The organism is Nocardioides sp. S5-5, assembly GCF_054954065.1.
In genome coordinates this window covers 4,728,748-4,750,023 of the sequence record NZ_CP199913.1, presented here as the reverse complement: position 1 = coordinate 4,750,023, position 21,276 = coordinate 4,728,748, and the positions used below count along the sequence as shown (strand labels likewise).

Annotated in this window: 23 protein-coding genes and 1 pseudogene; 12 read left to right on the top strand and 12 right to left on the bottom strand. The window is 73.7% G+C overall.

Going from position 1 to position 21,276, the window contains the following annotated elements:
* The first annotated feature begins 18 nt into the window (after positions 1 to 18).
* Complete coding sequence (locus tag ACUP6Y_RS22990; RefSeq protein WP_462553301.1) at positions 19 to 1,176, top strand: hypothetical protein; 1,158 nt, start codon at positions 19 to 21, stop codon at positions 1,174 to 1,176.
* Between the two features lie 103 nt (positions 1,177 to 1,279).
* A complete protein-coding gene (locus tag ACUP6Y_RS22985; protein ID WP_462553300.1) occupies positions 1,280 to 2,527 on the top strand; it encodes a hypothetical protein in 1,248 nt (415 codons plus the stop codon).
* Here ACUP6Y_RS22985 and ACUP6Y_RS22980 read toward each other — a convergent pair.
* On the bottom strand, positions 2,524 to 3,216 hold the full coding sequence (locus ACUP6Y_RS22980) for an EcsC family protein (protein ID WP_462553299.1): 693 nt from the start codon (positions 3,214 to 3,216) through the stop codon (positions 2,524 to 2,526). The two genes, ACUP6Y_RS22985 and ACUP6Y_RS22980, sit on opposite strands and share 4 nt — an antisense overlap.
* A 32-nt stretch (positions 3,217 to 3,248) precedes the next feature.
* Between ACUP6Y_RS22980 and aat the strand changes: the two genes are divergently transcribed.
* Positions 3,249 to 3,986, top strand: a complete 738-nt coding sequence (aat, locus tag ACUP6Y_RS22975; RefSeq protein WP_462553298.1) for a leucyl/phenylalanyl-tRNA--protein transferase — start codon at positions 3,249 to 3,251, stop codon at positions 3,984 to 3,986.
* Between the two features lie 176 nt (positions 3,987 to 4,162).
* Positions 4,163 to 4,786, top strand: a complete 624-nt coding sequence (locus ACUP6Y_RS22970; protein ID WP_462553297.1) for a hypothetical protein — start codon at positions 4,163 to 4,165, stop codon at positions 4,784 to 4,786.
* Between the two features lie 73 nt (positions 4,787 to 4,859).
* Here ACUP6Y_RS22970 and ACUP6Y_RS22965 read toward each other — a convergent pair whose 3' ends face one another.
* Positions 4,860 to 5,198: a rhodanese-like domain-containing protein gene (locus ACUP6Y_RS22965; RefSeq protein ID WP_462553296.1), complete on the bottom strand. Its 339-nt coding sequence runs from the start codon at positions 5,196 to 5,198 to the stop codon at positions 4,860 to 4,862.
* A 164-nt stretch (positions 5,199 to 5,362) separates the two neighbouring features.
* On the opposite strand from ACUP6Y_RS22965, the gene ACUP6Y_RS22960 reads away from it, so the two are divergent.
* Positions 5,363 to 6,010: an EamA family transporter gene (locus tag ACUP6Y_RS22960; protein WP_462553295.1), complete on the top strand. Its 648-nt coding sequence runs from the start codon at positions 5,363 to 5,365 to the stop codon at positions 6,008 to 6,010.
* On the opposite strand, the gene ACUP6Y_RS22955 is transcribed toward ACUP6Y_RS22960, so the two are convergent.
* The 4 genes and pseudogenes from ACUP6Y_RS22955 to ACUP6Y_RS22940 all read right to left on the bottom strand — a co-directional run.
* Positions 5,994 to 7,250: a DUF1501 domain-containing protein gene (locus ACUP6Y_RS22955; RefSeq protein WP_462553294.1), complete on the bottom strand. Its 1,257-nt coding sequence runs from the start codon at positions 7,248 to 7,250 to the stop codon at positions 5,994 to 5,996. The two genes, ACUP6Y_RS22960 and ACUP6Y_RS22955, sit on opposite strands and share 17 nt — an antisense overlap.
* Before the next feature lie 7 nt (positions 7,251 to 7,257).
* The gene (locus ACUP6Y_RS22950) at positions 7,258 to 9,024 is read right to left on the bottom strand and encodes a DUF1800 family protein (protein ID WP_462553293.1); all 1,767 of its coding nucleotides are present in this window, start codon (positions 9,022 to 9,024) and stop codon (positions 7,258 to 7,260) included.
* A gap of 26 nt (positions 9,025 to 9,050) precedes the next feature.
* The gene (locus ACUP6Y_RS22945) at positions 9,051 to 9,641 is read right to left on the bottom strand and encodes a zinc finger domain-containing protein (RefSeq protein ID WP_462553292.1); all 591 of its coding nucleotides are present in this window, start codon (positions 9,639 to 9,641) and stop codon (positions 9,051 to 9,053) included.
* Between the two features lie 56 nt (positions 9,642 to 9,697).
* Positions 9,698 to 9,928 (bottom strand): annotated as a pseudogene (locus ACUP6Y_RS22940) (DNA-formamidopyrimidine glycosylase family protein); the annotation flags it as partial.
* Between the two features lie 168 nt (positions 9,929 to 10,096).
* Here ACUP6Y_RS22940 and ACUP6Y_RS22935 point away from each other — a divergent pair.
* From ACUP6Y_RS22935 to ACUP6Y_RS22910, 6 genes are all read left to right on the top strand, one after another.
* The gene (locus ACUP6Y_RS22935) at positions 10,097 to 10,396 is read left to right on the top strand and encodes a hypothetical protein (protein WP_462553291.1); all 300 of its coding nucleotides are present in this window, start codon (positions 10,097 to 10,099) and stop codon (positions 10,394 to 10,396) included.
* Between the two features lie 165 nt (positions 10,397 to 10,561).
* Positions 10,562 to 11,770 carry an ATP-binding protein gene (locus ACUP6Y_RS22930; protein ID WP_462553290.1) on the top strand — a complete coding sequence of 403 codons (1,209 nt, stop codon included), beginning with the start codon at positions 10,562 to 10,564 and terminating at the stop codon, positions 11,768 to 11,770.
* Between the two features lie 20 nt (positions 11,771 to 11,790).
* Positions 11,791 to 11,994, top strand: coding sequence for a (2Fe-2S)-binding protein (locus ACUP6Y_RS22925; protein WP_462553289.1), 204 nt, complete (start codon positions 11,791 to 11,793; stop codon positions 11,992 to 11,994).
* A 79-nt stretch (positions 11,995 to 12,073) separates the two neighbouring features.
* Positions 12,074 to 12,562 (top strand): bacterioferritin, encoded by a 489-nt coding sequence (bfr, locus tag ACUP6Y_RS22920; protein ID WP_462553288.1) that lies wholly within the window; start codon positions 12,074 to 12,076, stop codon positions 12,560 to 12,562.
* Between the two features lie 36 nt (positions 12,563 to 12,598).
* A complete protein-coding gene (locus tag ACUP6Y_RS22915; RefSeq protein WP_462553287.1) occupies positions 12,599 to 13,246 on the top strand; it encodes a hypothetical protein in 648 nt (215 codons plus the stop codon).
* A gap of 170 nt (positions 13,247 to 13,416) precedes the next feature.
* Entirely contained in the window at positions 13,417 to 15,045 is a 1,629-nt protein-coding gene (locus ACUP6Y_RS22910) for an ATP-binding cassette domain-containing protein (protein ID WP_462553286.1), read from the top strand.
* On the opposite strand, the gene ACUP6Y_RS22905 is transcribed toward ACUP6Y_RS22910, so the two are convergent.
* The 5 genes from ACUP6Y_RS22905 to ACUP6Y_RS22885 are packed head-to-tail and all read right to left on the bottom strand — an operon-like array spanning position 15,035 to position 19,798.
* The gene (locus ACUP6Y_RS22905) at positions 15,035 to 16,540 is read right to left on the bottom strand and encodes a flavin-containing monooxygenase (RefSeq protein ID WP_462553285.1); all 1,506 of its coding nucleotides are present in this window, start codon (positions 16,538 to 16,540) and stop codon (positions 15,035 to 15,037) included. The genes ACUP6Y_RS22910 and ACUP6Y_RS22905 overlap by 11 nt on opposite strands.
* Positions 16,537 to 17,013 (bottom strand): hypothetical protein, encoded by a 477-nt coding sequence (locus ACUP6Y_RS22900; RefSeq protein WP_462553284.1) that lies wholly within the window; start codon positions 17,011 to 17,013, stop codon positions 16,537 to 16,539. Before ACUP6Y_RS22900 ends, ACUP6Y_RS22905 begins: the two co-directional genes overlap by 4 nt.
* Positions 17,010 to 17,954, bottom strand: a complete 945-nt coding sequence (locus ACUP6Y_RS22895) for a ferritin-like domain-containing protein (RefSeq protein WP_462553283.1) — start codon at positions 17,952 to 17,954, stop codon at positions 17,010 to 17,012. Before ACUP6Y_RS22895 ends, ACUP6Y_RS22900 begins: the two co-directional genes overlap by 4 nt.
* The gene (locus tag ACUP6Y_RS22890) at positions 17,951 to 18,784 is read right to left on the bottom strand and encodes an SDR family NAD(P)-dependent oxidoreductase (protein WP_462553282.1); all 834 of its coding nucleotides are present in this window, start codon (positions 18,782 to 18,784) and stop codon (positions 17,951 to 17,953) included. Before ACUP6Y_RS22890 ends, ACUP6Y_RS22895 begins: the two co-directional genes overlap by 4 nt.
* A gap of 3 nt (positions 18,785 to 18,787) precedes the next feature.
* Positions 18,788 to 19,798, bottom strand: coding sequence for an alpha/beta hydrolase (locus ACUP6Y_RS22885; RefSeq protein ID WP_462553281.1), 1,011 nt, complete (start codon positions 19,796 to 19,798; stop codon positions 18,788 to 18,790).
* 45 nt (positions 19,799 to 19,843) lie between these two features.
* Between ACUP6Y_RS22885 and ACUP6Y_RS22880 the strand changes: the two genes are divergently transcribed.
* Positions 19,844 to 20,485, top strand: a complete 642-nt coding sequence (locus ACUP6Y_RS22880) for a TetR/AcrR family transcriptional regulator (RefSeq protein WP_462553280.1) — start codon at positions 19,844 to 19,846, stop codon at positions 20,483 to 20,485.
* Between the two features lie 17 nt (positions 20,486 to 20,502).
* Here the strand turns inward: ACUP6Y_RS22880 and ACUP6Y_RS22875 are convergent, their stop codons facing one another.
* Positions 20,503 to 21,267: a putative protein N(5)-glutamine methyltransferase gene (locus ACUP6Y_RS22875; protein WP_462553279.1), complete on the bottom strand. Its 765-nt coding sequence runs from the start codon at positions 21,265 to 21,267 to the stop codon at positions 20,503 to 20,505.
* Between the last annotated feature and the right edge of the window lie 9 nt (positions 21,268 to 21,276).

Here is a 21,276-nt window from a genome sequence, read left to right as displayed (position 1 = left end):
CCCCTCTAACGTGGGGCCATGAGTCGAGAACGGGCCTGGGGGTGGGTGGCCGCGTTGCGGAGCGGCGCGACGACGCCGTGGCTCGACTGGCCGGCCGACGGCTCCGGTGAGGGCCCGGCGCTCGGCGCCGAGCTGCCCGGAGCGCAGCAGCTCGCGCTGCTGCGCCGCGTCAACGCCCACGCCGCGGCCGCCGGTCGCACCGTCCCGGCCGCCACCGCCGACCGGGTGCTCGCCGCCGGCGTCTCCGGTCGCGGGCGCAGCGAGCTCGCCCTGGTGGGAGTGGACGCTCCCGACCAGTTCGGGCCGCGTCCCGTCGACCCGGACGCGCTGGCCGACGACGAGCTGCTCCGGGTGGCCAGCGCGCTGATCGCCGACGACATCGCGGTGGCCGCCTCCCTTCCCGCTCCCGAGCCGAGCCTGGTCGACCGGGTGCGCGCCACCCGCCGACCGTGGGTGCGCTCGTTCGTGATCGTCGGGATGCCCTGGCGTGCCGACGCCGTCCGGGCCGAGCTGACCGCGCAGGGGCACCGCCCGGGCGGGCGCCGGCCGACGGCGTACCTGCTCGCCGACGACCTCGAGACGGTCCTCGTGCAGGCCTGGGCTGCCCGCAGCTTCGACCAGGGCGGCGCCTCCTGGCGCGGCTTCGTGCGCGCCAACGCCGGCGCCGGTCACCTGCCGCCGCGGGCCGACCTGGCGCGGATGGCGCGCTCCGCCGCCTACAAGTACGGCGCCGCGCGGGTCCGCGTCGTCCTCGACGACCGGCTGCTGGCCGACGAGCTCGGGGTGTCCCGACTCGGGGGGCCGCCGCGCCTCGGCGCGAACGCGGTCGACCTGGTCCGCCGGGTCGGTGAGCCGCTCGGCCTGCTGGTGCCGTCCGCGGACCGCCCGCGGCTGCTCCGCGAGACCCTCGCCGGCCGCCTCGACGGGCTCGGCGGTCCGGCGCCGACGCTGCCGCCGCGCTGGGACGGCTGGCTCAGCACCCAGGCCGAACGCACCCGGCACGACCTCGCCGCTGCTCGCTACCCTGTGCTCGGCGATCTCGACCAGCTCCTGCCGCGCCCCCTCGGGTACGAGCCGGTGGTGCCGGTCGACGCCGAGGTGCTGAGCCTCGCGCTGGGCCTGCTCCTCGACCCGGTGACGGCGACAGTCAGGACCATGGCCAAGGAGGAAGCATGAACCACCCCGCAGAGTTCTGCGCTTCCCCCGCTTCGCTCCTTGGCGTCGGTCGCTTCGCTCCCCGCCTGCTTCGCATCCACCGCACAACTCAGCGGGAACCCCGGTGAGTCGGCGAGTCCTGCTGCACGTCGGCACGCCCAAGACAGGGACGTCGTACCTCCAAGACGTCCTCTACAAGAACCGCGCCCGGCTGCTCAAGCAGGACGTGCTGTACCCGGCCGGGCGCTTCGACGCGCACTTCCTCGCCGCGCTCGACCTGATGCGGCTGCGCTGGGGCGGCCTCGAGGCGGAGGCCGTCGGGGCCTGGGACAGGCTGGCCGACGAGGTCCGGGCCCACGACGGCACCGCGATCATCAGCCACGAGATCCTCGCCTCCGCCTCGCGCAGCCAGGTGGCGCGCGCGCTCGCCTCGCTGGGCCACCAGGCCGGCGGCGACACGAGCAGCGGCGGCACCGAGGTCCACCTGATCCTCTCCGTTCGCGATCTGGTCCGACAGATCCCGGCCGAGTGGCAGGAGAACGTCAAGCACCGCGCCCGGTTCGGGTACGGCCGCTTCCTCGAGCTGATCCAGGACCCCGAGCGCGCCCACCGCGTCGGCGCCTGGTTCTGGGGCGTGCAGGAGATCCCCGACATCCTCGACCGCTGGGGCGCCGACATCCCGCCGGAGCGGGTCCACCTGGTCACCGTGCCGCCGTCCGGCGGCTCGCCCGACCTGCTGTGGGAGCGGTTCAGTGCCACCTTCGGGCTCGACGGGCTCGACCTCAAGCTCACCACCCGCCGCGCGAACCCGAGCCTCGGCGTACCCGAGTCCGCGCTGATCCGCCGGATCAACCGGGTCGCCGCCCGCGACCTGCCCCCGCAGCACTACCGGCCGCTGGTCCGCGAGCTGCTCGCGCACCGCACCCTGTCCAAGCGCACCAAGTCCGCTCGCCTCGGCCTGCCGCCCGACCAGTACCCCTGGGTCCAGGAGCTCACCGAGAGCTGGGTGAGCGAGCTGTCCCGTCGCGGGTACGACGTCGTCGGCGACCTCGAGGACCTGCGCGGCGCCCCCGCCCCGGGCGGCAAGTGGGTCGACCCGGACCGCCCGCCGGAGCGCCAGGTCTCCGCCGCGGCGGTCGACGCGATCAAGGCGCTGCTGCTCGACAACGCCGAGGCGCACGCCGAGAACGAGCGGCTGCGCCGCAAGCTCGAGGCCGCCCGCCGCGAGCTGGTCCGGGCCCGCACGCCGCGGCTGATGCGGTCGATGGAGTGGACGGTGCAGCGGCTGGAGGGCAGCGGCAAGGGGCGTCAGGCGCTCGAGGTCTACCGCAAGGCGCGCAACCGCGCGGCCCAGGAGCCCTCGGACTCTTAGCGGCCGCGCGGCCGGAACTCCCGGCCGGCGTACCGACCCACCCGGAAGGTGCTCCAGCCGTCGGCCACCGCGCCGACGGCGCCGCCGACGAGCGGCACCTTCTTGCCGACCGTCGTGACCATCCGCTTGCCGATCACCCGGCTGACCAGCTCGCCGGCCAGCACTGTCGACACGGTCCGGTCGAGGGTCGGGTCGTGCTGGGGGGCGGTCGCGATCGCCATCGGCGGGGCGGGCAGCTGGCGTCGCTTCACCATCGCGCGCACCGTGTCCTCGCCGAGGATGCAGACCAGGATCGCGTTGCGCACCCGCGGGTCCTCGAGGTCGTAGCCGCGCAGGTAGGCGATCCCCGCCACCATCCGGCACTGGATGATCGCCAGCCCGGTGATGCTCGCCGGCGCCACGATCGCGGCGGTGATCAGGCCGCCCAGGTTGGTGGCCAGGCCCTCGACGCTGGCGTAGGCGACATGGTTCTCGGTCAGCTCCCGCACAGCCTTGTCGACGTCGCCGCGCTGCTCCTCGAGCTGCACCCGCGCCGCGTGGGCCGCCGGTGGCAGCGGTCCGACGCCCACCAGCGCCCGGTGCAGCGCCTCGCGCACGAACGACTGGGTCAGCCCCGGCGCCAGCCGGGTGACCTTCGGGGCGAGGGTCTGGGCGGTCCGCAGCGCCAGGCCCTTCTTGATCGAAGCCATGTCCCGAGCCTAGCCGCGCCTAGGATCGGGCCGTGCCCGTCGAGCCCGAGCCCAGCCCCTGGGTGTTCCCGAGCCGTGCGGACCTGGCCGCGCTGCCGGTGCTCGACGATCCCGACGAGGAGTACGAGGACGACGGGGACGGCACCCACGACGGGAGCGACCTGGTGGCGGTCGGGGCGGACCTCGCGCCGGGGACCCTGCTGGCGGCGTACCGGTGCGGGCTGTTCCCCATGCCCGAGGGGCGCGCGATCGGCTGGTGGAGCCCGGCGTACCGCGGCGTCCTGCAGCTCGACGAGCTGCGGGTGTCCCGATCGCTGCGCCGCTCGGCGCGCGACTTCGAGATCCGCGTCGACACCGCCTTCGATGAGGTGGTCGAGGCCTGCGCCGACCCACGTCGCCCGCACGGCTGGATCGACGCCCGGATCGCCCGTGCGTACGGCGACCTGCACCGCCTCGGGTGGGCCCACTCGGTCGAGGCGTGGCGGGACGGGCGCCTGGCCGGGGGCCTGTACGGGGTCGCGATCGGCGGCCTGTTCGCCGGCGAGTCGATGTTCCACCACGTCACCGACGCTTCCAAGGTCGCACTGATCGGGCTCGTCGAGGGACTCCGCTCGGACGCCGCCGGGGCCGCGGGCAACCGGCTGATCGACGTGCAGTGGGCCACCCGCCATCTCGCGAGCCTGGGGGTGCGGGAGATCCCGCGGCCGTCCTACCTCGCCGCGCTGGAGGGCCTGCTCGCCGTCCCGACCGCCGCACTCTGGGCGCGCTGACACCACGCCGGTCACGGGACCGCAACCTGCTGTTCGCCACACCTGTGAATAGTCTGAGTCCGGTGGGGCAGGGTGACCGCGTACACGTGCCCCCCCGGGGGCGCGCCGAGGTGCTCCATCCCCCCGACCATTTCGGCGGCTGACGCCGCCTCCATGAAAGGAACACCATGACGCTCATGAAGCGCCCGCTGGCCTCCGCCGGTGCCGTCGTCCTCCTCGCTCTCTCGCTCACCGCCTGTGGTGGCGGCGCGCCGAGCGACGCCTCCGTCAAGGACTTCTGCGCCGCGGCCAACGACAGCCTCGGTGACACCGACTTCCTGAAGGCGATCGAGGACAAGGACTACGACAAGATCGCCGACCTGTTCAAGGAGCAGGCCGAGAAGGCCGAGGAGGTCGGGACGCCGAAGGACATCCCGGACGACGCTCGCGAGGGCTTCGAGATCCAGATCGACACCTTCAAGGACCTCGACGGCGACACCGTCAAGAAGGGCTTCGAGGCCGAGGACCAGAGTGCGTTCGAGGACGACCTGATCTCGAAGGACGACCAGAAGAAGGTCGAGGCGTTCACCAAGTACCAGTCCGAGACGTGCGCGGAGTCGACCGGCAGCGGCTCGAGTGGCTCGGACGACTCGTCGACCGACCTGCCGACCGACCTGCCGACCGACGTCCCGACGGGCCTCCCGACGGACCTGCCGTCGGACCTCCCGACCTCGCCGGAGGACCTCAAGAGCCTGCTCTCGGACCTACCGACCGACCCGGAGGAGCTCGAGAGCCTGCTCTCGGACCTGCCCACGCAGTGACCCGCGCCTGACCGGCGCACGACGGCCCCGCCGACCTGGTCGGCGGGGCCGTCGTCGTCAGCGGGCCGGACGGTCAGACGACCTGGGGCGGCTGATCGCCGTCGGCGCTCATCGGCCGGCCGGCCCGCTCCCAGCCGAGCATGCCGTCGACGAGGTTGACCACGTCGTAGCCCTGCTGGGCGAGGTAGGCCACCGCGCGCGCCGAGCGGCCGCCGCCCTTGCAGACCACCAGCGTCTGCGGGGCCTCGAGCTCCACGAACTCGCCCAGCCGGGCGGGCAGCTCCATCAGCGGGATGTGGACCGCGCCCTCGATGTGGCCGGCTGCCCACTCGTCGGCCTCGCGGACGTCGAGCACCACCAGGCCCTCGGGGAGCGGGTACGGGACGCCGTCGATCTCGACCTCAGGGATCATGGCTCCACACTAGTGTCGACGGGACACGAGAGGTCGCGCCAGGCGGTGTCGCCGCGTGCAGCGCCGTCGCCACGGCCTCGACCGCGGGCGTGCGGGCCGGCCGGGTCAGCAGGAACACCTCCCGGCCGAGCGGGCCCTCGGCGAGCGGGCGTACGACGGCCCCGGTGTCGCGTCCGTCGAGCGCGAGGTCGGGAAGCAACGCGCCGGCGCCGGCGGTGCAGCCGCTCGCGCAGCAGTCGCTCGCGGCGCAGGTCGGCATGGATCAGGCGCGGCTGGTCGCCGTACTCGTCGCCGATGACGAGGTCGTACTGGTGCAGTCGCAGCCCGGGGGCGGACTGCTCGACCTCGCCCTCGGCGTCCTGCTCTCGCTCGGCGCGGCCGCCACCTACACCGGCTACATCGTGATCGGGGACCGGGTCACCGCCGGCACCCCGCCGGTCGCGCTCGCCGCACTGGTCTGCACCGGCGCCACCGGCGCACTGCTCGCCGTCGACTCCGTGCGGGGCCTTCCGGACCTCGGCTTCGGTGCCGCCGGCTGGGGCTGGCTGATCGTCCTCGTGCTGGTCAGCACCGTCGCCTCGGTCCTGCTGTTCTTCGCCGGCCTCGCCAGGGTCGGCCCGTCGACCGCCGCGATCCTCTCCATCCTCGAGCCGGTCGTCACGGTGCTCAGCGCGGCCGTGGTGTTCGGCGAGACGCTGACCGCGCCGCAGTGGCTGGGCGGACTGCTGGTCCTCGGCGCGGTGGTGCTGGTGCAGTTGCCGAGGCGGGTCCGGGCCCGGGTCGTCGTACCGGCGCTCAGGGTGCCCGCATGACGCCGACGCCCTCGGGCTGGAAGCCGGGGAACACCTGCGCCGAGGACGCCCCGAGCCGGCTGACCACCACCTCGGAGAGCACGCTGCGGTAGTCGGTGGTGACCAGCAGGTCGCCGTCGACGGTGTCGACCAGGCCCGGCCAGTGACCGCGGTAGCCGCCCTTGACGCCGGCGCCGAGCAGGAACATCACGTTGCCGTAGCCGTGGTCGAGTCCGTAGTTCGCGTTCTCCCTGGTACGCCGGCCGAACTCCGAGAGTGTCACGACGGTGACCTTCGACATCAACGGCCCGAGGTCGGTGAGGAAGGCCGCCAGCGCGCCGGCGAGCTCCTTGGTCATCCGTTGCAGCTGGCCCCACTCCAGGGTGCCGAGGTCGACGTGGTGGTCCCAGCTCCCGGTGTCGATGGTGATCACCTCGGCCCCGATGTCGCCGCGGATGGTGCGCGCGGCCGAGGCCAGGCTCTCGCCGAGGTCGCCGTCGGGGTAGACCGCGCCGTTCGCGGGCGTCGCCGACGAGTCCCGGACCGGCGCGAAGTCGGCGATCGCCCGCATCGCGGACCGGGCGCCCGCCCCCAGCGGACCGGGCGCGTCCGCCCACATCGTCGTCATCGACCGCGGCCGCCGGCCCTGCGTGTCCCAACGGTCCGCGCCGGCGAGCGTCATCGAGTCGACCCGGTCGACGGCGACCGCGGGCTGGGGACCGAGCAGTGCGGCCGGGAGCACGGAGTCGCCGAGCTGCACCGCCTGCAGCGGGCTGTCCTCGGCGTCTCGGCCGATCAGCCGGTTCAGCCAGCCGACCCGCTCCGACGAGCCCGGGTCGGCATCCTCGACGGCCTCGATCGCCGCGAAGTGCGAGCGGTTCGGGGCCGGGAGGCCGGTCGCGTGGACGGCCGCCATCGTGCCGGCGTTCCACCACGGCAGCAGTGGCGCCAGGTCGGGGTGCAGACCGAAGAAGGCGTCCTTGGCCAGCAGTCGACTCGACGGTACGGCGATCCGCGGGCGCGCCGCGTAGTAGACCGGGTCGGCGTGGGGGACCACCAGGCTCATCCCGTCGACGGCGCCGCGCATCGAGAGCACCACCAGCACGGCCGGGGCGCTCGGCGTGGCGGCGTACGACGTCGACATGAACGCCCCACCGACCGCGGTGGTGGTCGTCACCGCCGCCGTCGTGGCGGCCAGGCCGCGGAACAGCCCGCGGCGGCTGAGCGTCGCGAACTCGTCGCAGGCGAATGAGGAGGTCATCGGCACCTCACCGGGTCATGTGCAGGGGCGAGTCGAGCAGGACGGTGAGCAGCCGCGGCAGCTCCCAGGCCACGATCCGGTGCTGGGGCGTGATGACATCGCTCGGTGCGCAGCCGGCCGCGTCGCACGCCGCCCGGAGCATGGTCGCCTCGACCGGCCGGCCGTGCAGGGTGCGGCAGAGGTGGTCGACGAGCTCGTCGAAGCGGATGCTGGCGACGGTCGGGGTCGGCTCCGGCGCGGCGGGCACCTCCGGTGTCGGTGTCGGCGCCGGTGTCGGCACAGGCGGCGGGGCCGGCTGCTTCTTGGCCTTCTTGGCCTTCTTCTTTCTCCGTTTCTTCTTTTTCTTCTTCTTGCCCTTCTTCGGGCGCCCGACGACCAGCGCCTCGTTCTCGGCGGCCGGGGTGCCGGCGGGCGCGGGCGCCGCGGCGGGCAGCCAGGAGAGCGGCGCGCGGTACTGCACGCCCTCGACGGGCCACCAGCCGCCGCTCATCGTGTAGTGGACGTCCAGCGAGGCGAGGAAGCGCGACGTGGACGACCAGGCCAGGGCGGTGTCGGGCCGGCCGTCCGGGCGCGGCCAGTCGAACGGCTTGGCCCCGATCCGCTGGGCCTGCCACAGCATCGTGTTGGCCGCCGACTGGTCGGCGACGCCGGTCGGGCCACCGGTGAGTCGGACGCCGAGGGCGCGGTACGTCGCGACCACGTCCTCCGTTGGGGTGCGCACCTTGGCATCGGCGGCCGCCCGGTACTCCGCGGACGTGATCAGCGCCCGCAGCACCGCGGTGATGTCGGTGTCCTCGGCGAGGTAGACCGCGGCCAGGTCGTCGACCAGACGGTCGGACGGGGTGTCGGAGACGAACCGGACCGCGATCCGGCGCGCGATCCGGCGCGCGGTGGCCGGGTGCCGCGCCAGGTGGCGCAGGTACGCCGACAGGGCGGCGCGCCCGTCGGGGTCGCTGTTGGGGTGGCTGAACCCCATGATCTGGACCGGCCCGGTCCAGTGCGCGCTCGGGTCGTAGGAGGTGGCCCAGGTGGTCCACACACCCACCTTGAACCCGGTCAGCAGCCGGGCCGAGCTCTTCACGTCCGCCTCGTCGTACTGCCCGACGCCGACGGTGTGCAGCTCGAGCAGCTCACGGCCGAGGTTCTCGTTGGGAGCGGCCTTGTGGGAGTTCGCGTTGCCGAGGTAGACGCTCATCGCGGGGTGGGTGATCGCCGCCTCCAGCAGGTCGGCGAACCGGCCGAGCGCATGCGTGCGGATCGCCTTGCCGTACGCCGCGCGGAACGGGCCGGCCTCGCCCTGCGCCGGGACGTGCAGGTGGTGCTCCCACAGCTCGGCCATGGTCTCCAGGACCTGCCGCTGCGAGCCGTACCGCCGCACCATCGCCCAGCTCTGGTAGTTCGCGTCGGCCCACCACAGCGACTCGACGCCGGCGCGGTCGCGCTGCCACACGGTGGCGTCGTCGGCGTTGATCGAGAGCCACCACCGGGAGGTCTCGTGGTACCAGGCGTCGTCGTACGAGCCGTCGAGCTGGCCCGCGAACCACGCGGCGAAGCCGCCCGCCTCGGCGATCTGCGTGCGCAGGGCGGGTGTGTAGCCGGCCGTGAACCGGCGGATGCCGTGCCAGGTCTCGGCGTCGGGGACCGGGGTGGCCGGGAAGCCGCGCACGTCCGCCGCGGCCTCGGCGCCCGCGGGCCGGGCCAGCACCGCTCCCAGCCCGGCGGCGGCGCCGGACAGGACCGCGCGGCGTGCCGCGCGCACGGGGGTAGTGCCCATGAGGACCCGATCGGCCGGCGGCGGCGCTACTTGAGCAGCTTGCTCATCCGGCGGTCCGCGAGCGGCTTGCCGCCGGTCTGGCAGGTGGGGCAGTACTGCAGGCTCGAGTCGGCGAAGGACACCTCCCGCACGATGTCCCCGCACACCGGGCACGGCTTGCCGGTTTGGCCATGCACCGCGAGGTTCGACTTCTTCTCCTTCTTGAGCTCGCTCGCGGCCAGGCCCCGGGAGCGCTCGACCGCGTCGCCGAGGGTGTCGCGCACGGCGGCGTACAGCGTCGCCAGCTCGTCGTCGGACAGGCTGTCGGCGGGCTTGAACGGCGACATCCGCGCGGCGTGCAGGATCTCGTCGGAGTAGGCGTTGCCGATGCCGGCGATGGTGCCCTGGTGACGCAGCACGCCCTTGAGCTGCTTGCGTCCCGCCTCGGTGAGGATCGCCGCGAGCCGCTCGGGTGTGAAGTCGTCGGTGAGGGGGTCCGGGCCGAGGCTGGCGATGCCGGGGACGTCGAGCGGGTCGCGGACCAGGTAGAGGGCCAGCGACTTCTTGGTGCCGGCCTCGGTGATGTCGAGGCCCGGCGTGCGGCCGTCGCGCTCGTCGAGCACGACCCGCACCGCCACGTGGACTTGGTGCTGGGGCGCGGCGGCGCTGCTGGGACCTCGTCCTTCCAGCGCACCCAGCCGGCGCGGGCCAGATGAAGGACGAGGTGCAGGCCGCTGGCCTCGACGTCGAGGAACTTGCCGTGGCGTCGTACGTCGTCGACCAGGCTGCCCTCGATCGCGGACAGCGCCGGGTCGTAGGTCTTGAGCGCGCTGAACGCGGCGATGTGGACGCGGGTGATGGCGCGCCCCTCCAGCCGGCCTCGCAGGTCGAGGGCCAGGGCTTCGACCTCGGGCAGCTCGGGCACGGCCCAAGCCTAAGCCCGGATCCGTGGACGTCCGCTCGACGGAGCTGCGGGATCCGGGACTTCGTCCCCTTTCCGGCCGGGTGGCGTCACCTTGCGCCGGAGCTCGGTGTTGTCAGGTCGTCGGCGCCGCTCGGGAGCCTGTCCACCGCGTTCCAGAAGGGTCCTCCCATGCACAGCAGGCACCTCGCCCAAGGTCTGCTCGCCCTCGTGGCGGCTCTCTGCGTCGGCTCCGGCCTCCCGGCCGTGGCCGGGGCACCCGGTTCCCCCGCGCCGGCGGGAGACCAGCGCGACCAGGACGCCTCGGCCGTCGTCCTGGTCCAGTGGACCCGCGTCCTCGGCGGGTCCTCGGACGCCGAGGAGCGCTACCTGCCGCTCGGCGAGCTGCCCGCCGGCGACGGCTGGGTCGAGGGCGAGACCGCGGAGATCTCCGCGGTCGAGGAGGAGCGGGTCCGGCCGAGCGACGACTGAGCCACCGGGCCGGGCCGACGATCGGACACGCTGCTCAATCCCGCGTGCTGCGCGCCGCGAGGCACGCACGCCGGCCGCGTTGCAGACGCTCGCGAGGGCGGCACTGATCAGCGTTTCCCACGACCAATCTAGGAAATCTGCTAGAGAGCCCGATAGTGTCGGATCATGGACCCGATCCGCAATCCGTACGCGCCCGGTGCCGGGCAGCGTCCGCCCGAGCTGGCCGGTCGCGACGAGCAGCTGCGGGCCTTCGACGTCGTCCTGGAGCGGGTCGCGCGCGGCCGCCCGGAGCGCTCGCTGGTGCTCACCGGCCTGCGCGGGGTCGGCAAGACCGTCCTGCTCAACGCGCTGCGCTCGGCCGCGGTCCGCAAGGGGTGGGGCACCGGCAAGCTGGAGGCGCGTCCCGACCAGTCGCTGCGACGACCGCTGTCGTCCGCGCTGCACCAGGCCGTCCGCGAGCTCGGGCACCCCGAGCCGGCGGAGGCCGACCACGTGCTCGGCGTGATCCGCTCCTTCGCCCAGCGCGAGGCGGGCGCCGATGCCAAGCTGCGCGAGCGGTGGTCGCCCGGCATCGACGCGCCCGTCGTGCGCGGCCGGGCCGACTCGGGTGACGTCGAGATCGACCTGGTCGAGCTGCTCACCGACGTCGGCGGGCTCGCGGCCGACGTCGGCAAGGGCGTCGCGGTGTTCGTCGACGAGATGCAGGACCTCGGCGCCGACGACGTGTCCGCGCTCTGCGCCGCCTGCCACGAGCTCAGCCAGAACGGCCTGCCGGTGATCGTCGTCGGCGCCGGCCTCCCGCACCTGCCCGCCGTGCTGTCGGCGAGCAAGTCGTACTCCGAGCGGCTCTTCTCCTACCAGCGCATCGACCGGCTCTCCCGCGACGCCGCCGACCGCGCGCTCGTCGCGCCCGCCGCCGAGGAGGACGCCGAGTTCACGGCCGAGGCCCTGTCCGCGATGTACGACGCCACGCGCGGCTACCCGTACTTCATCCAGGCCTACGGCCGCTCGGTGTGGGACCTCGCCCCGCGCAGCCCGATCACCGCCGAGGATGTCGCGGTCGCCGGCCCGGAGGCCGAGACCGAGCTCGCGGTCGGCTTCTTCGGCTCCCGCTACGAGCGGGCCACCCCGGCCGAGCGTGACTACCTGCGCGCGATGGCCGACGCCGCCGTCACCGCGGCCGAGGACGGCGTGGAGGACCCGGTCGGCTCGGTCGCCACCGCCGACGTCGCGACCGTGCTCGGCAAGAAGCCGCAGTCGCTCTCGCCGGCGCGGGACTCGCTGCTCAAGAAGGGGCTGATCTACTCCGGAGAGCGGGGCCGGATCGCGTTCACGGTCCCGCATTTCGGACGCTATCTTCGATCTCAGGGTTAGGTTCGGCTAACCTATACGACATGATCGTCTGCCAGTGCCGCGTCGTCACGGACCGTGAGGTCGACGCCGCCCTGGCCGAGGGCGCGCGGACGGTCGGCGCCGTGTGCCGGTCGACGGGCGCGGCCCAGGACTGCGGGTCCTGCATCTTCTCGGTGAAGGCGCTGGTGCAGCAGCACCACGAGCAGGAATGCGCCCACCTGCGCGCCGGCGGCGCCGCGAGCTGATCGGGTTCTGAGTCTGGCCTCACCACGGGGGTGGTGTGCCAGCATCGGCGAGAAGGGTCCCCATCGCCGGAGGTGCGTCGTGCAGCCAGTCGATCCCCGTGTCGTCGAGCTCCTCAACGAGGCGCTGACTTTCGAGCTCACCGTCACCAACACCTACTTCCTGCATGCCCGGATGCTCGACAACTGGGGGCTGCCCAGGCTCGGGAAGGTCTTCTACGACCTCTCCATCGACGAGATGCGCGACGCCGACGACCTGATCAACCGGATCCTGATGTTCGACGGCCATCCCAACGTCCAGCGGCTGAACGCCATCCAGGTGGGCGAGAGCGCCGAGGAGATGCTCGACCTCGCGCTCGCCAGCGAGCGCGCGGCGGTCGCCCAGTTCAACGCCGGCGCCAAGGAGTGCCACGAGCTCGGCGACCACGGCACCGCCGCGGTGTTCGAGGACATGGTCCGCGACGAGGAGAAGCACGCCGACTGGTTCGAGAGCCAGCTCGACGCGATCAGCCGGGTCGGCGTGCAGCAGTACCTCGCCCAGCACGTCGGGGCCGGTGAGGGCCCCGAGTAGCACCCGGCGCCGGCGGCAGCGCCCTACGCTGTCGCCATGACCGCCGCCCCCCGGGACGTGCCGCGACCGCCGTCCCTGCTCCGCAGCATGCTGCCGCCCGTCCTGTTCTTGCTGGTGTGCGGCGTCGTCGGCCCGATCTTCCTGGTCATGGGCCTGGTCATGGGCGACCAGCCCGAGGCCGGCTGGCTGCTGCCGACCGGCCTCGGCATCACCGTGCTGGACCTGGTCATCGGGGTCCTCATCGGTCGTGGGCGCTACCGCTCCGCGCGGAAGCTCTACCGGCTGCGCAGCACAGGCCGCCCCGCCCGCGCCCAGGTGCTCTCCTTCGACCCGACCAATGTGCGGATCAACGACCAGCCGCTGCTCAAGCTGCGAATGCGGATCCACGGCGAGGACCTGGCGCCGTTCGAGGTCGAGAGCCGCACCGTCGTCTCCGACGTCCGGATGCCACTGCTCTACACCGGCGACCTGCCGGTCCTCGTCGACCCCGAGTCGCAGGAGTGGGAGCTCGACTGGGACGCCGCCGAGCCGATCAGCCCTCTCGCCGCCAGCAACGCCTTCCCGCCCCCGGACGCCAAGCCCCCCGCCGAGCGCCTCGCCGAGCTCGACGACCTGCTCCGGCGCGACCTGGTCAGCCGGGAGGAGTACGACGCCACCCGGGCCCGGATCCTCGACGGGCTCTGAGCCTGAAGCGCGGCGTCTCCCGTCGTAAATCGGTCGCGTCCGTGCCCACCCGCCACGTACGCTCGACCCATCATGCTGATCCTCGCCTGACCCGACTCGCGCCCGCGGCCGTCCCTGAGTCCACCGACCAGTGCCCGGCGAGTCCGACCCCGTCACCGATCGGATCAGCCATGTCAGCACCCGCCACCGCCTCGCTCGCCCCGCTCGTCGTCCGCGACCTCACGATCGCCTTCGGGCGGCAGACCGTCCTCGACGGGATCGACCTGCTCGCCCAGCCCGGCCGCCGGATCGGCCTGATCGGGGAGAACGGCGCGGGGAAGTCCACGCTGCTGCGCGCCGTGATCGGGGACCTGCCGACGACCGCCCAGGTCAGCGGCACGATCCAGCGGCCCGCCGACCTGGCCTTCCTCACGCAGGAGCCGCCGTTCGGCGACGACGACACCGTGGCCGACGTGCTGGCCACGGCCCTGCGGCCGCTGCGCGAGGCGGTGGCCGCGGTCGAGCGGCTGGCCGACCGCCTCGACGACCCGGCGGTCGCCGAGGAGTACGCCGCGGCGCTCGACCTGGCGCTCGCCCACGACGCCTGGGACGCCGACCGCCGCGCGCTGCTGGCGGCCGAGCAGCTCGGCCTCGACCATCTCGCGCGGGACCGCCGCGTCGGGAGCCTGTCGGGCGGCCAGCGGACCCGGCTCGCGCTGGCGACGCTGATGACCCGGCGGCCCCAGTGCCTGCTGCTCGACGAGCCGACCAACCACCTCGACGACGACGCGGTCGGGCTGCTGGTCGCGTTCCTGCGCGACCTGCCCGGTGTCGTCGTGCTCACCAGCCACGACCGGGTGCTGCTCGACGAGGTCTGCACCGACCTGGTCGACCTCGACCCGGTCGGGATGGGCACCGACGGACGCGGCGGGCGCAGGTACGGCGGCGGGTGGACGGCGTACGCCGAGGCGCGGGCCGCCGCGCGGCGCCGGTGGGAGGAGACCTTCGCCGCCCAGCAGGAGGAGCTCGATCGGCTGCGCGAGGCGGCGCGGATCGACAAGAGCGCGGTCGCGCCCGGCCGCGGGCCGCGCGACAACGACAAGTTCATCCATGCCTTCAAGGGCGCGAACGTCGACCGCGCGCTCGCGCGACGCAAGCGCGACGCCGAGCGCCGGCTGGAGGAGGCCGAGCGCACCCAGGTCCGCAAGCCGCCCGCCCCGCTGCGGCTCACGACCGGCCTGACCGCGGCCGCCGGCGGTGGCCGGGCGGTCACGGTCCGCGACCTCGTCGTCGACGGCCGGCTGCGGCTGCCCGTCCTCGATCTCGACGGCGGCGGCCACCTGCTGGTCACCGGCGCCAACGGCACCGGCAAGTCGACCCTGCTCGGGGTGCTCTCGGGCCGGGTCGCGCCGACCACCGGGGTGGTGCAGGTCGGTGCCCAACGGGTCGCCGAGCTCACCCAGGACCCGGTGTTCGCGGACCTCACGGCCGGCGCGCAGGCGACCTACGACGCCGCGGTCGGTCCGGACCTCGCCGCCCGGCGGCCGCTGCGCAGCCTCGGCCTGCTCCACCCGCGTGTGTCCACCCAGCCGGTCGTGCTGCTGTCGGTGGGGCAACGCCGCCGGCTGGCCCTGGCGATCGCCGTCGCCACCGAGCCCGACCTGCTGCTGCTCGACGAGCCCACCAACCACCTCTCGCTCGCGCTCGTCGCCGAGCTCGAGGAGGCGATCGGAGCCAGCCCCGGCACGGTCGTCGTGGCCACCCACGACCGGTGGCTGCGCCGGCGCTGGGAGGGCGAGGAGCTCGCGCTCAGCCGCTGAACGCGTAGGCGTCGAGCGGGTAGCGCCGCGCCGTCCACATCGTCTCCAGCGTCGTCGCCGGCCGGAACGGCACGTCGCCGTGCGCGTCGAAGTAGTAGCTGTTGGCCAGCGCGCACGACTCCTGGAAGAACACCTGGTGGCGGCGGCGGCCCAGCGCGCTCGCGAGATAGGCCGCGTTGGCCTCCGGGGTCACCTCGACCCGGGTGGCGCCGACCTTCCGGGCCCGGCGCAGCGCGCGGACGATGTGGGCGCTCTGGGTCTCGATCAGGTTGAAGTAGGACGAGCCGTTGTATCCGTACGGGCCGAGGATCGTGAAGAAGTTCGGGAAGCCCGGCACGCTCACGCCCTGGTAGGCCTGGAAGCGGTTCTCCTCCCACCACTTCTCCAGGTCGAGCCCGCCGGCGCCGCGCACGGTGAACGGCGGCATGTTGCCCTTCTCGAACACCTTGAAGCCGGTCGCCAGCACCAGCACGTCGACCGCGTGCTCGACGCCGTCGGCGGTCCGGACGCCGGTCGCGGTCACGGTCGCGATGGCGGCCGTCTCCAGGGTCACGTTCGCGCGGTTGAAGGTGGGCAGGTAGGCGTTGGAGAAGCTCGGCCGCTTGCAGCCCAGCGCGTACGCCGGCGTCAGCGCCGCCCGCACCCCAGGGTCGCGCACGGCCTGGCGCAGGTAGGCGTGCCCGATCCGCTCGCCCACCGCCGCGACCGGCACCAGGCCGGCGAAGTGCGCCGCCACCGGGAAGGTCGCCTCGACGAACGCCTGGCTCGCCAGCCGGGTCGCCCGGCGGGCGCCGGGAACGGCGCGCAGCGCGGCCCGGGCGACGCCGGGCAGGGGCGCGTCCGGCTTGGGCAGGCACCAGATCGGCGTGCGCTGGAAGACGGTGAGGTGCGCGGCCTGCTCCGCGACGTGGGGGATCGCCTGGACGGCGGACGCTCCGGTGCCGATCACCGCCACCCGCTTCCCGGTCAGGTCGACGGTGTGGTCCCAGCGCGCGGTGTGCATCACGGTGCCGGCGAAGTCGGCCAGCCCGTCGATGTCGGGGAGCTTGGGCTGGGTGAGCACGCCAGTGGCGCCGATGACGTGGCGTGCGGTGATCGGCTCGCCGCCGGCCACGTCGAGGCGCCACAGGTGTGCCTCGTCGTCGAACGTGGCGGCGGTGACGGCGGTCCGCAGCCGGGTGCGCCGCCGGACGTCGTACCTGTCGGCGCAGTGCTCGGCGTACGCCTTCAGCTCGCGTCCGGGCGCGTAGACCCGCGACCAGCCGGCGACCTGCTCGAAGGAGAACTGGTAGCTGAACGACGGGATGTCGACCGCGACGCCGGGATAGGTGTTCCAGTGCCAGGCGCCGCCGAGGCCGTCGCCCGCCTCGAGCAGCAGGTAGTCCTCGAAGCCCGCGCGGGACAGCAGGATCGCGGCGCCGATGCCGGAGAAGCCGCCGCCGACGATGACCACCTCGTGGTCGGGCTGGGCGAGCAGGTCGGGGGTCGGGCTCATGCGCAGAGGTCCTCTCGGTGGGCGGCGGCGGTGCCGAGGATGATGCAGTCGACGTGGTGCTCGATGCCCTCCACGCTGCGGACCCCGCCGGGCACGAGCGCGTAGACCGGCCAGGAGATCAGGGTGCAGTGGGGCTCCTGGAGCGCGGCGTAGTAGCGGCCGTCGACCCGCGGCCGGTGCCGGTTGAAGCGGGCGTCGGGGGTGAGCCGGCGCCGGGTCCACGGGTCGCGGACGCGTAGCCGCAGGTGGAGCCGTGCGGCAGGCCGGGCCAGCGCGCGGGGGAGCGGGAGCGGCACCGGCAACAGCCAGTCCGGCTCCTCCTGGAACACCTTCACCGCACGCGCGGTGCGGACCAGCTCGGGCACGATCACCGCCGCTTCGCGACCGGGAGCGATCACCGCGACGGACTGGCCGGTGAAGGCGCGCCCGCGCCACTGTGCGCCGCGGAGCAGCTCGCCGTCGTACCCACTCACGAGGCGACCGGCTCGTGGGTCAGCTCGTCCACCCAGGCCTGCGGCCTGCCGAGCACCTTCGCCGGGACGAACGAGGTGAGCTTGACCATCGGGTCGGCGAGCAGGCGGTGGTACGGCGAGGTGCGGTCCACGACCATCGCGGCCTGCGCCTTGAGCACGTGGTACGCCGGGATGCGGGCCGTGTGCGCACCGCGCGAGCCGATCGTGGCGAACCTCTTCACCGCGTTGTAGAGCTTCTGCTCGGGCAGGCCCATCGCCACGATGTTGTCGCGCATCTTGTTGATCAGCGGCGTGAACACGACGATCAGCCCGATGATCACCTGCGGCTGCAGCAGCGCGAGGGACTCGATCAGCAGCTTGTGCAGCGGGCCGGCGCCGATCAGCTCGAGCACCTGGAAGTCGACGGTGATGTGGCGCGCCTCGTCGGAGTTGATGTGCCGGAAGACCTCGTGGCAGACCGGGTCATGCACCTCGTCGAGCAGGAACTTCACCAGCGCGCCGTCGAGCGCGCACTCCAGCAGCGGGATCAGCGTGGCCAGTCCGGTCAGCGGCAGCGTGTCGCCGTAGTCGTCGAGCACCTTGATCGCGAGCTTGACGTTGATGTTCGGCTCGGGCGGTGTGCCGTCCGCATCCAGCATGCCCCAGCGCTTCATCAGCGCCAGCTCGGCGTTGGCGTGCTTCTGCTCCTCGGCGTGGAAGTACTCGTAGATCCGCTGGATCGTGGGCGTCGGAGCCTTCTTCGCCAACGACGCGAAGCCGCGGGCGCCGACGTGCTCGATCCACACCAGGTCGGCCAGGAACGGCTTCATCTTCGCGCGGACCTCGTCGGTGACGAGCTCGGCGCCGGGGGCGTCCCAGTCGATGTCGGCGAGCGACCACTGCTTGTCCTTGATGGTCTGGAGCATCGCGTCGAAGTCGTACTTCGTGTCGGTGGCGGTCATCGTCGAGCACCTTCCTCGTCGGGGGCGAACCGGCCGAGCAGGCCGGCCACGCGGGTGTAGGGGGCGGGAAGCAGGCGCTTGGCGCGCCACAGCAGCTGGGCGTCGAGCTGGGGGACGACGTACAGCCGGCCCTTGTCGTGGGCGTCGAGGGTCGTGCGGGCGGCCCGCTCGGCGGAGAAGCCGGCCAGCTCGGCGATCCGGCGGGCCAGGCTCGCGGCGTTCGGATCGATCAGGTCGCCGTCGAAGATGCTGGTCCTCACGAAGGTGGGGCACAAGACGGTGACCGCGACGCCGGTGCCGGCCAGCTCCGCGGCGAGCGTCTCGGACAGGCTGACCACCCCGGCCTTGCTGACGTTGTAGGCGCCCATCCGCGGTGCGGCCGTGAAGCCCGCGGCGGAGGCGACGTTGACGATGCCGCCGCGTCCGGCCGTGCGCAGGGTCGGGGTGAAGACATGGCAGCCGTGGATGACCCCCCACAGGTTCACGCCGAGCGTGCGCTGCCAGTCTGCGAGCGGGGCGTCTCCGACGACCTTGCCGCCGGCACCGATGCCGGCGTTGTTGACGACCAGCCGGGGCGCGGCGTCGAACCAGTCGAGCGCGGTGTCGTGCAGGCCCTGGACCTGCGCGACGTCGGCGACGTCGCAGGTCACGGCGAGCGCCCGGCCGCCGGTCGCCTCGATGGAGGCGGCTGTCTCCTTCGCCGTGGTCTCGTCGAGGTCGGCGCAGACCACGCGCCCTCCACGCCGGGCCAGCTCGCGGGCGAACGCCCGGCCGATGCCGCTGCCGGCCCCGGTGACGACCGCGTCGGCGTCCGTCGTCCGTCGTGCCATCGTTCAGGCCTCCTTCGCCGGGTGGACCAGGGTCAGTGCGTCGCGTCGGCGCTGGATCTCGAGCTGCTCGTCGATGAACGCGGCCGCGACGTCGAGAGCCCGGTCGGCCTCGGGGACGATCCGCGGCAGGGCCTGGAACACATGCATCTGGTCCGGCCACACCTCGAGCCGGCACTCGGCGCCGCTCGAGGACAGGCCGCGGGCCAGCTCGATCGCGTCGGCGGCGAGCATCTCGCGGCCGCCGGCCTGGATCAGAGTCGGCGGGAACCGGTCGGCGCCGTCGAAGGTGAAGGAGAGCCGGGCGGCCCGCGGGTCGTGCCCGGCGACGTACAGGTCGAGCATCCGGGCCGCCTTGGACGCCGAGATCATCGGGTCGGGGCGCATCCGCTCACGGGCCGCGGCCAGCGACATCGAGAGGTCGAGGACGGGGGAGAGCGCGACGAGTGCGGCCGGCGAGGGCCGGCCCTCCCGGATCAGCTCGAGTGCCAGGTCGACGGCGAGGTGGCCGCCGGCGGAGTCTCCGGCGAGCACGATCCGGGCCGGGTCGTGGCCCTCCCCGAGCAGCCACTCGTACGCGGCCCGCACGTCGTCGGCCGCGCTGGGGAAGCGGTGCGAGGGCGCCAGCCGGTAGTCGCAGGCGAACACCGGCAGGCCGGTGCGCGCCGACAGGCGTGAGGTCAGGCCGCGGTGGGTGCGCGAGGAGCAGATCGTGTACGCGCTGCCGTGGACGTAGAGCACGACGGCGTCGTCCCGCTCGGCACCGGGGCCGCGGACCCACTCGCCGCGCGAGGCCGGTGTCGCGGTCGTCGCTCGCGCGACCCGCACGACCCGGCTGCCGCGCAGTGGTGGCCCGCACACGGCGAGGCCGCCGGCGACCAGGCCGCGGGAGAAGCGGATGCCGGCGCGGTTGAGCGGGACGACCGCGGTGAGCGGGCGCAGGGTGCGGGCGGTGACGGCCGCCGCGACGCGGCTGCGCGCCGAGCCTCGCGCGGAGCCCACTTTCTGAAGGCGCATGCCTTCACATTGCATTCTGAGGGCACCCGCCGTCAAGATGTCCGGGTGGAAGCAGCAGCCCGGTCCCCCCGACGCCGGTACGGCGGCAAGTCGGCCGAGCAGCGCGGCGCCGAGCGCCGCGCGGCACTGGTCGCCGCGGCGCTGGAGATCTGGCAGGAGAGCGGCTGGGCCGCGGTCACCATGCGCGGGGTGTGCGCTCGCGCGGGCCTGACCGACCGCTACTTCTACGAGAGCTTCGCCGACCGCGACGCGCTCCTCGCCGCGCTGTGGGACCAGGTCCGTGACGAGACGCTGGCGATGCTGCTGGCCAGCATCGAGCCGCACGCCGACGACGACCCGCTGGTCCAGCTGCGCGCCGCCCTGTCCGCCGTCGTCCACCACATCGGCGACGAGCCGCAGCGCGCCCAGATCATCTTCGGCGACCATGCCGGCAGCGCGGTCCTCGAGCAGCGTCGCCGCGAGACGATCCAGATGGCGGTCGACCTGCTCATCGGCCTGGCCCGGCCCTACCTGCGGCCCGACGCCGACGAGACCGGCCTGCGGGTCAGCGTGCTGCTCGGCATCGGCGGCTTCGTCGAGACCGTGCTGGCCTGGCAGTCCGGACTGGTCGAGGTCGACGCGGCCGAGCTGGTCGAGCACCTCACCGGCGTCGGCGCCGCGTTGGCGCCGCGCTTCCTCGACGGCTGACGCCCGGGCCGAGGCCGCTACCGGGGCAGCACCGCGCTGACGGCGCTCGCCTCGCGCTCGTCGTCGTGGTGGACACTCGCGAGCAGGCCGGCCCGCGTGAAGGCGGCCGCGGCGGCCGGCGCCTGGTCCCGCGACACCTCGGAGAACAGCGTCCCGCCGGGCCGCAGCCAGGTGGCGGCGAGCGCGGCCACCCGGCGAAGCAGGTCGAGGCCGTCGAGGCCGCCGTCGACGGTGCCGCGGGGCTCGTGGTCCCGGGACTCGGGCGGCATCAGCGCAACCGCGGCGCTCGGCACGTAGGGCACGTTCGCCACGATCACGGCCGCGGTCCCGTGCAGGGACGGAGGCAGGGCCGCGGCCAGGTCGCCCACGACCGCCGACCCGCCGACGGACGCCAGGTTGCGGGCCGCGCAGGCGACGGCCACGGGGTCGATGTCGGAGGCATGCACCAGCACGCCCGGCACCCGGCGGGCCAGCGCGAGCCCGAGCGCGCCACTCCCGCAGCACAGGTCGAGCACCGTGTCGCCGGCGGCGAGGAGCGGCGCGGCCAGCTCGACAAGGTACGCCGTGCGCTGGCGCGGGACGAACACGCCCGGCTCCACCGCGACCCGGCCGCCGTCGAAGGCGACCCAGCCGACGACGTACTCGAGGGGCTCGCCGGCCACCCGGCGCACGACCATCTCCTCGAGGTGTGCCGGCGACGTGGCCGCGGCGGTCAGCACCTCGGCCTCCTCCTCGGCGAACACGCAGCCCGCCGCACGGAGTCGGGAGACGAGGTCGGTCACCGGGCCAGG

Bases quoted from the DNA above. Each gene is read 5' to 3' on its own strand.
- ACUP6Y_RS22930 (WP_462553290.1), top strand. From the start codon at position 10,562: ATGGACCCGATCCGCAATCCGTACGCGCCCGGTGCCGGGCAGCGTCCG.
- ACUP6Y_RS22980 (WP_462553299.1), bottom strand. From the start codon at position 3,216: ATGGCTTCGATCAAGAAGGGCCTGGCGCTGCGGACCGCCCAGACCCTC.
- ACUP6Y_RS22925 (WP_462553289.1), top strand. From the start codon at position 11,791: ATGATCGTCTGCCAGTGCCGCGTCGTCACGGACCGTGAGGTCGACGCC.
- ACUP6Y_RS22915 (WP_462553287.1), top strand. From the start codon at position 12,599: ATGACCGCCGCCCCCCGGGACGTGCCGCGACCGCCGTCCCTGCTCCGC.
- ACUP6Y_RS22895 (WP_462553283.1), bottom strand. From the start codon at position 17,954: ATGACCGCCACCGACACGAAGTACGACTTCGACGCGATGCTCCAGACC.
- ACUP6Y_RS22970 (WP_462553297.1), top strand. From the start codon at position 4,163: ATGAAGCGCCCGCTGGCCTCCGCCGGTGCCGTCGTCCTCCTCGCTCTC.
- ACUP6Y_RS22905 (WP_462553285.1), bottom strand. From the start codon at position 16,540: ATGAGCCCGACCCCCGACCTGCTCGCCCAGCCCGACCACGAGGTGGTC.
- ACUP6Y_RS22935 (WP_462553291.1), top strand. From the start codon at position 10,097: ATGCACAGCAGGCACCTCGCCCAAGGTCTGCTCGCCCTCGTGGCGGCT.
- ACUP6Y_RS22950 (WP_462553293.1), bottom strand. From the start codon at position 9,024: ATGGGCACTACCCCCGTGCGCGCGGCACGCCGCGCGGTCCTGTCCGGC.
- ACUP6Y_RS22955 (WP_462553294.1), bottom strand. From the start codon at position 7,250: ATGACCTCCTCATTCGCCTGCGACGAGTTCGCGACGCTCAGCCGCCGC.
- ACUP6Y_RS22965 (WP_462553296.1), bottom strand. From the start codon at position 5,198: ATGATCCCTGAGGTCGAGATCGACGGCGTCCCGTACCCGCTCCCCGAG.
- ACUP6Y_RS22885 (WP_462553281.1), bottom strand. From the start codon at position 19,798: ATGCGCCTTCAGAAAGTGGGCTCCGCGCGAGGCTCGGCGCGCAGCCGC.
- ACUP6Y_RS22890 (WP_462553282.1), bottom strand. From the start codon at position 18,784: ATGGCACGACGGACGACGGACGCCGACGCGGTCGTCACCGGGGCCGGC.
- ACUP6Y_RS22910 (WP_462553286.1), top strand. From the start codon at position 13,417: ATGTCAGCACCCGCCACCGCCTCGCTCGCCCCGCTCGTCGTCCGCGAC.
- ACUP6Y_RS22990 (WP_462553301.1), top strand. From the start codon at position 19: ATGAGTCGAGAACGGGCCTGGGGGTGGGTGGCCGCGTTGCGGAGCGGC.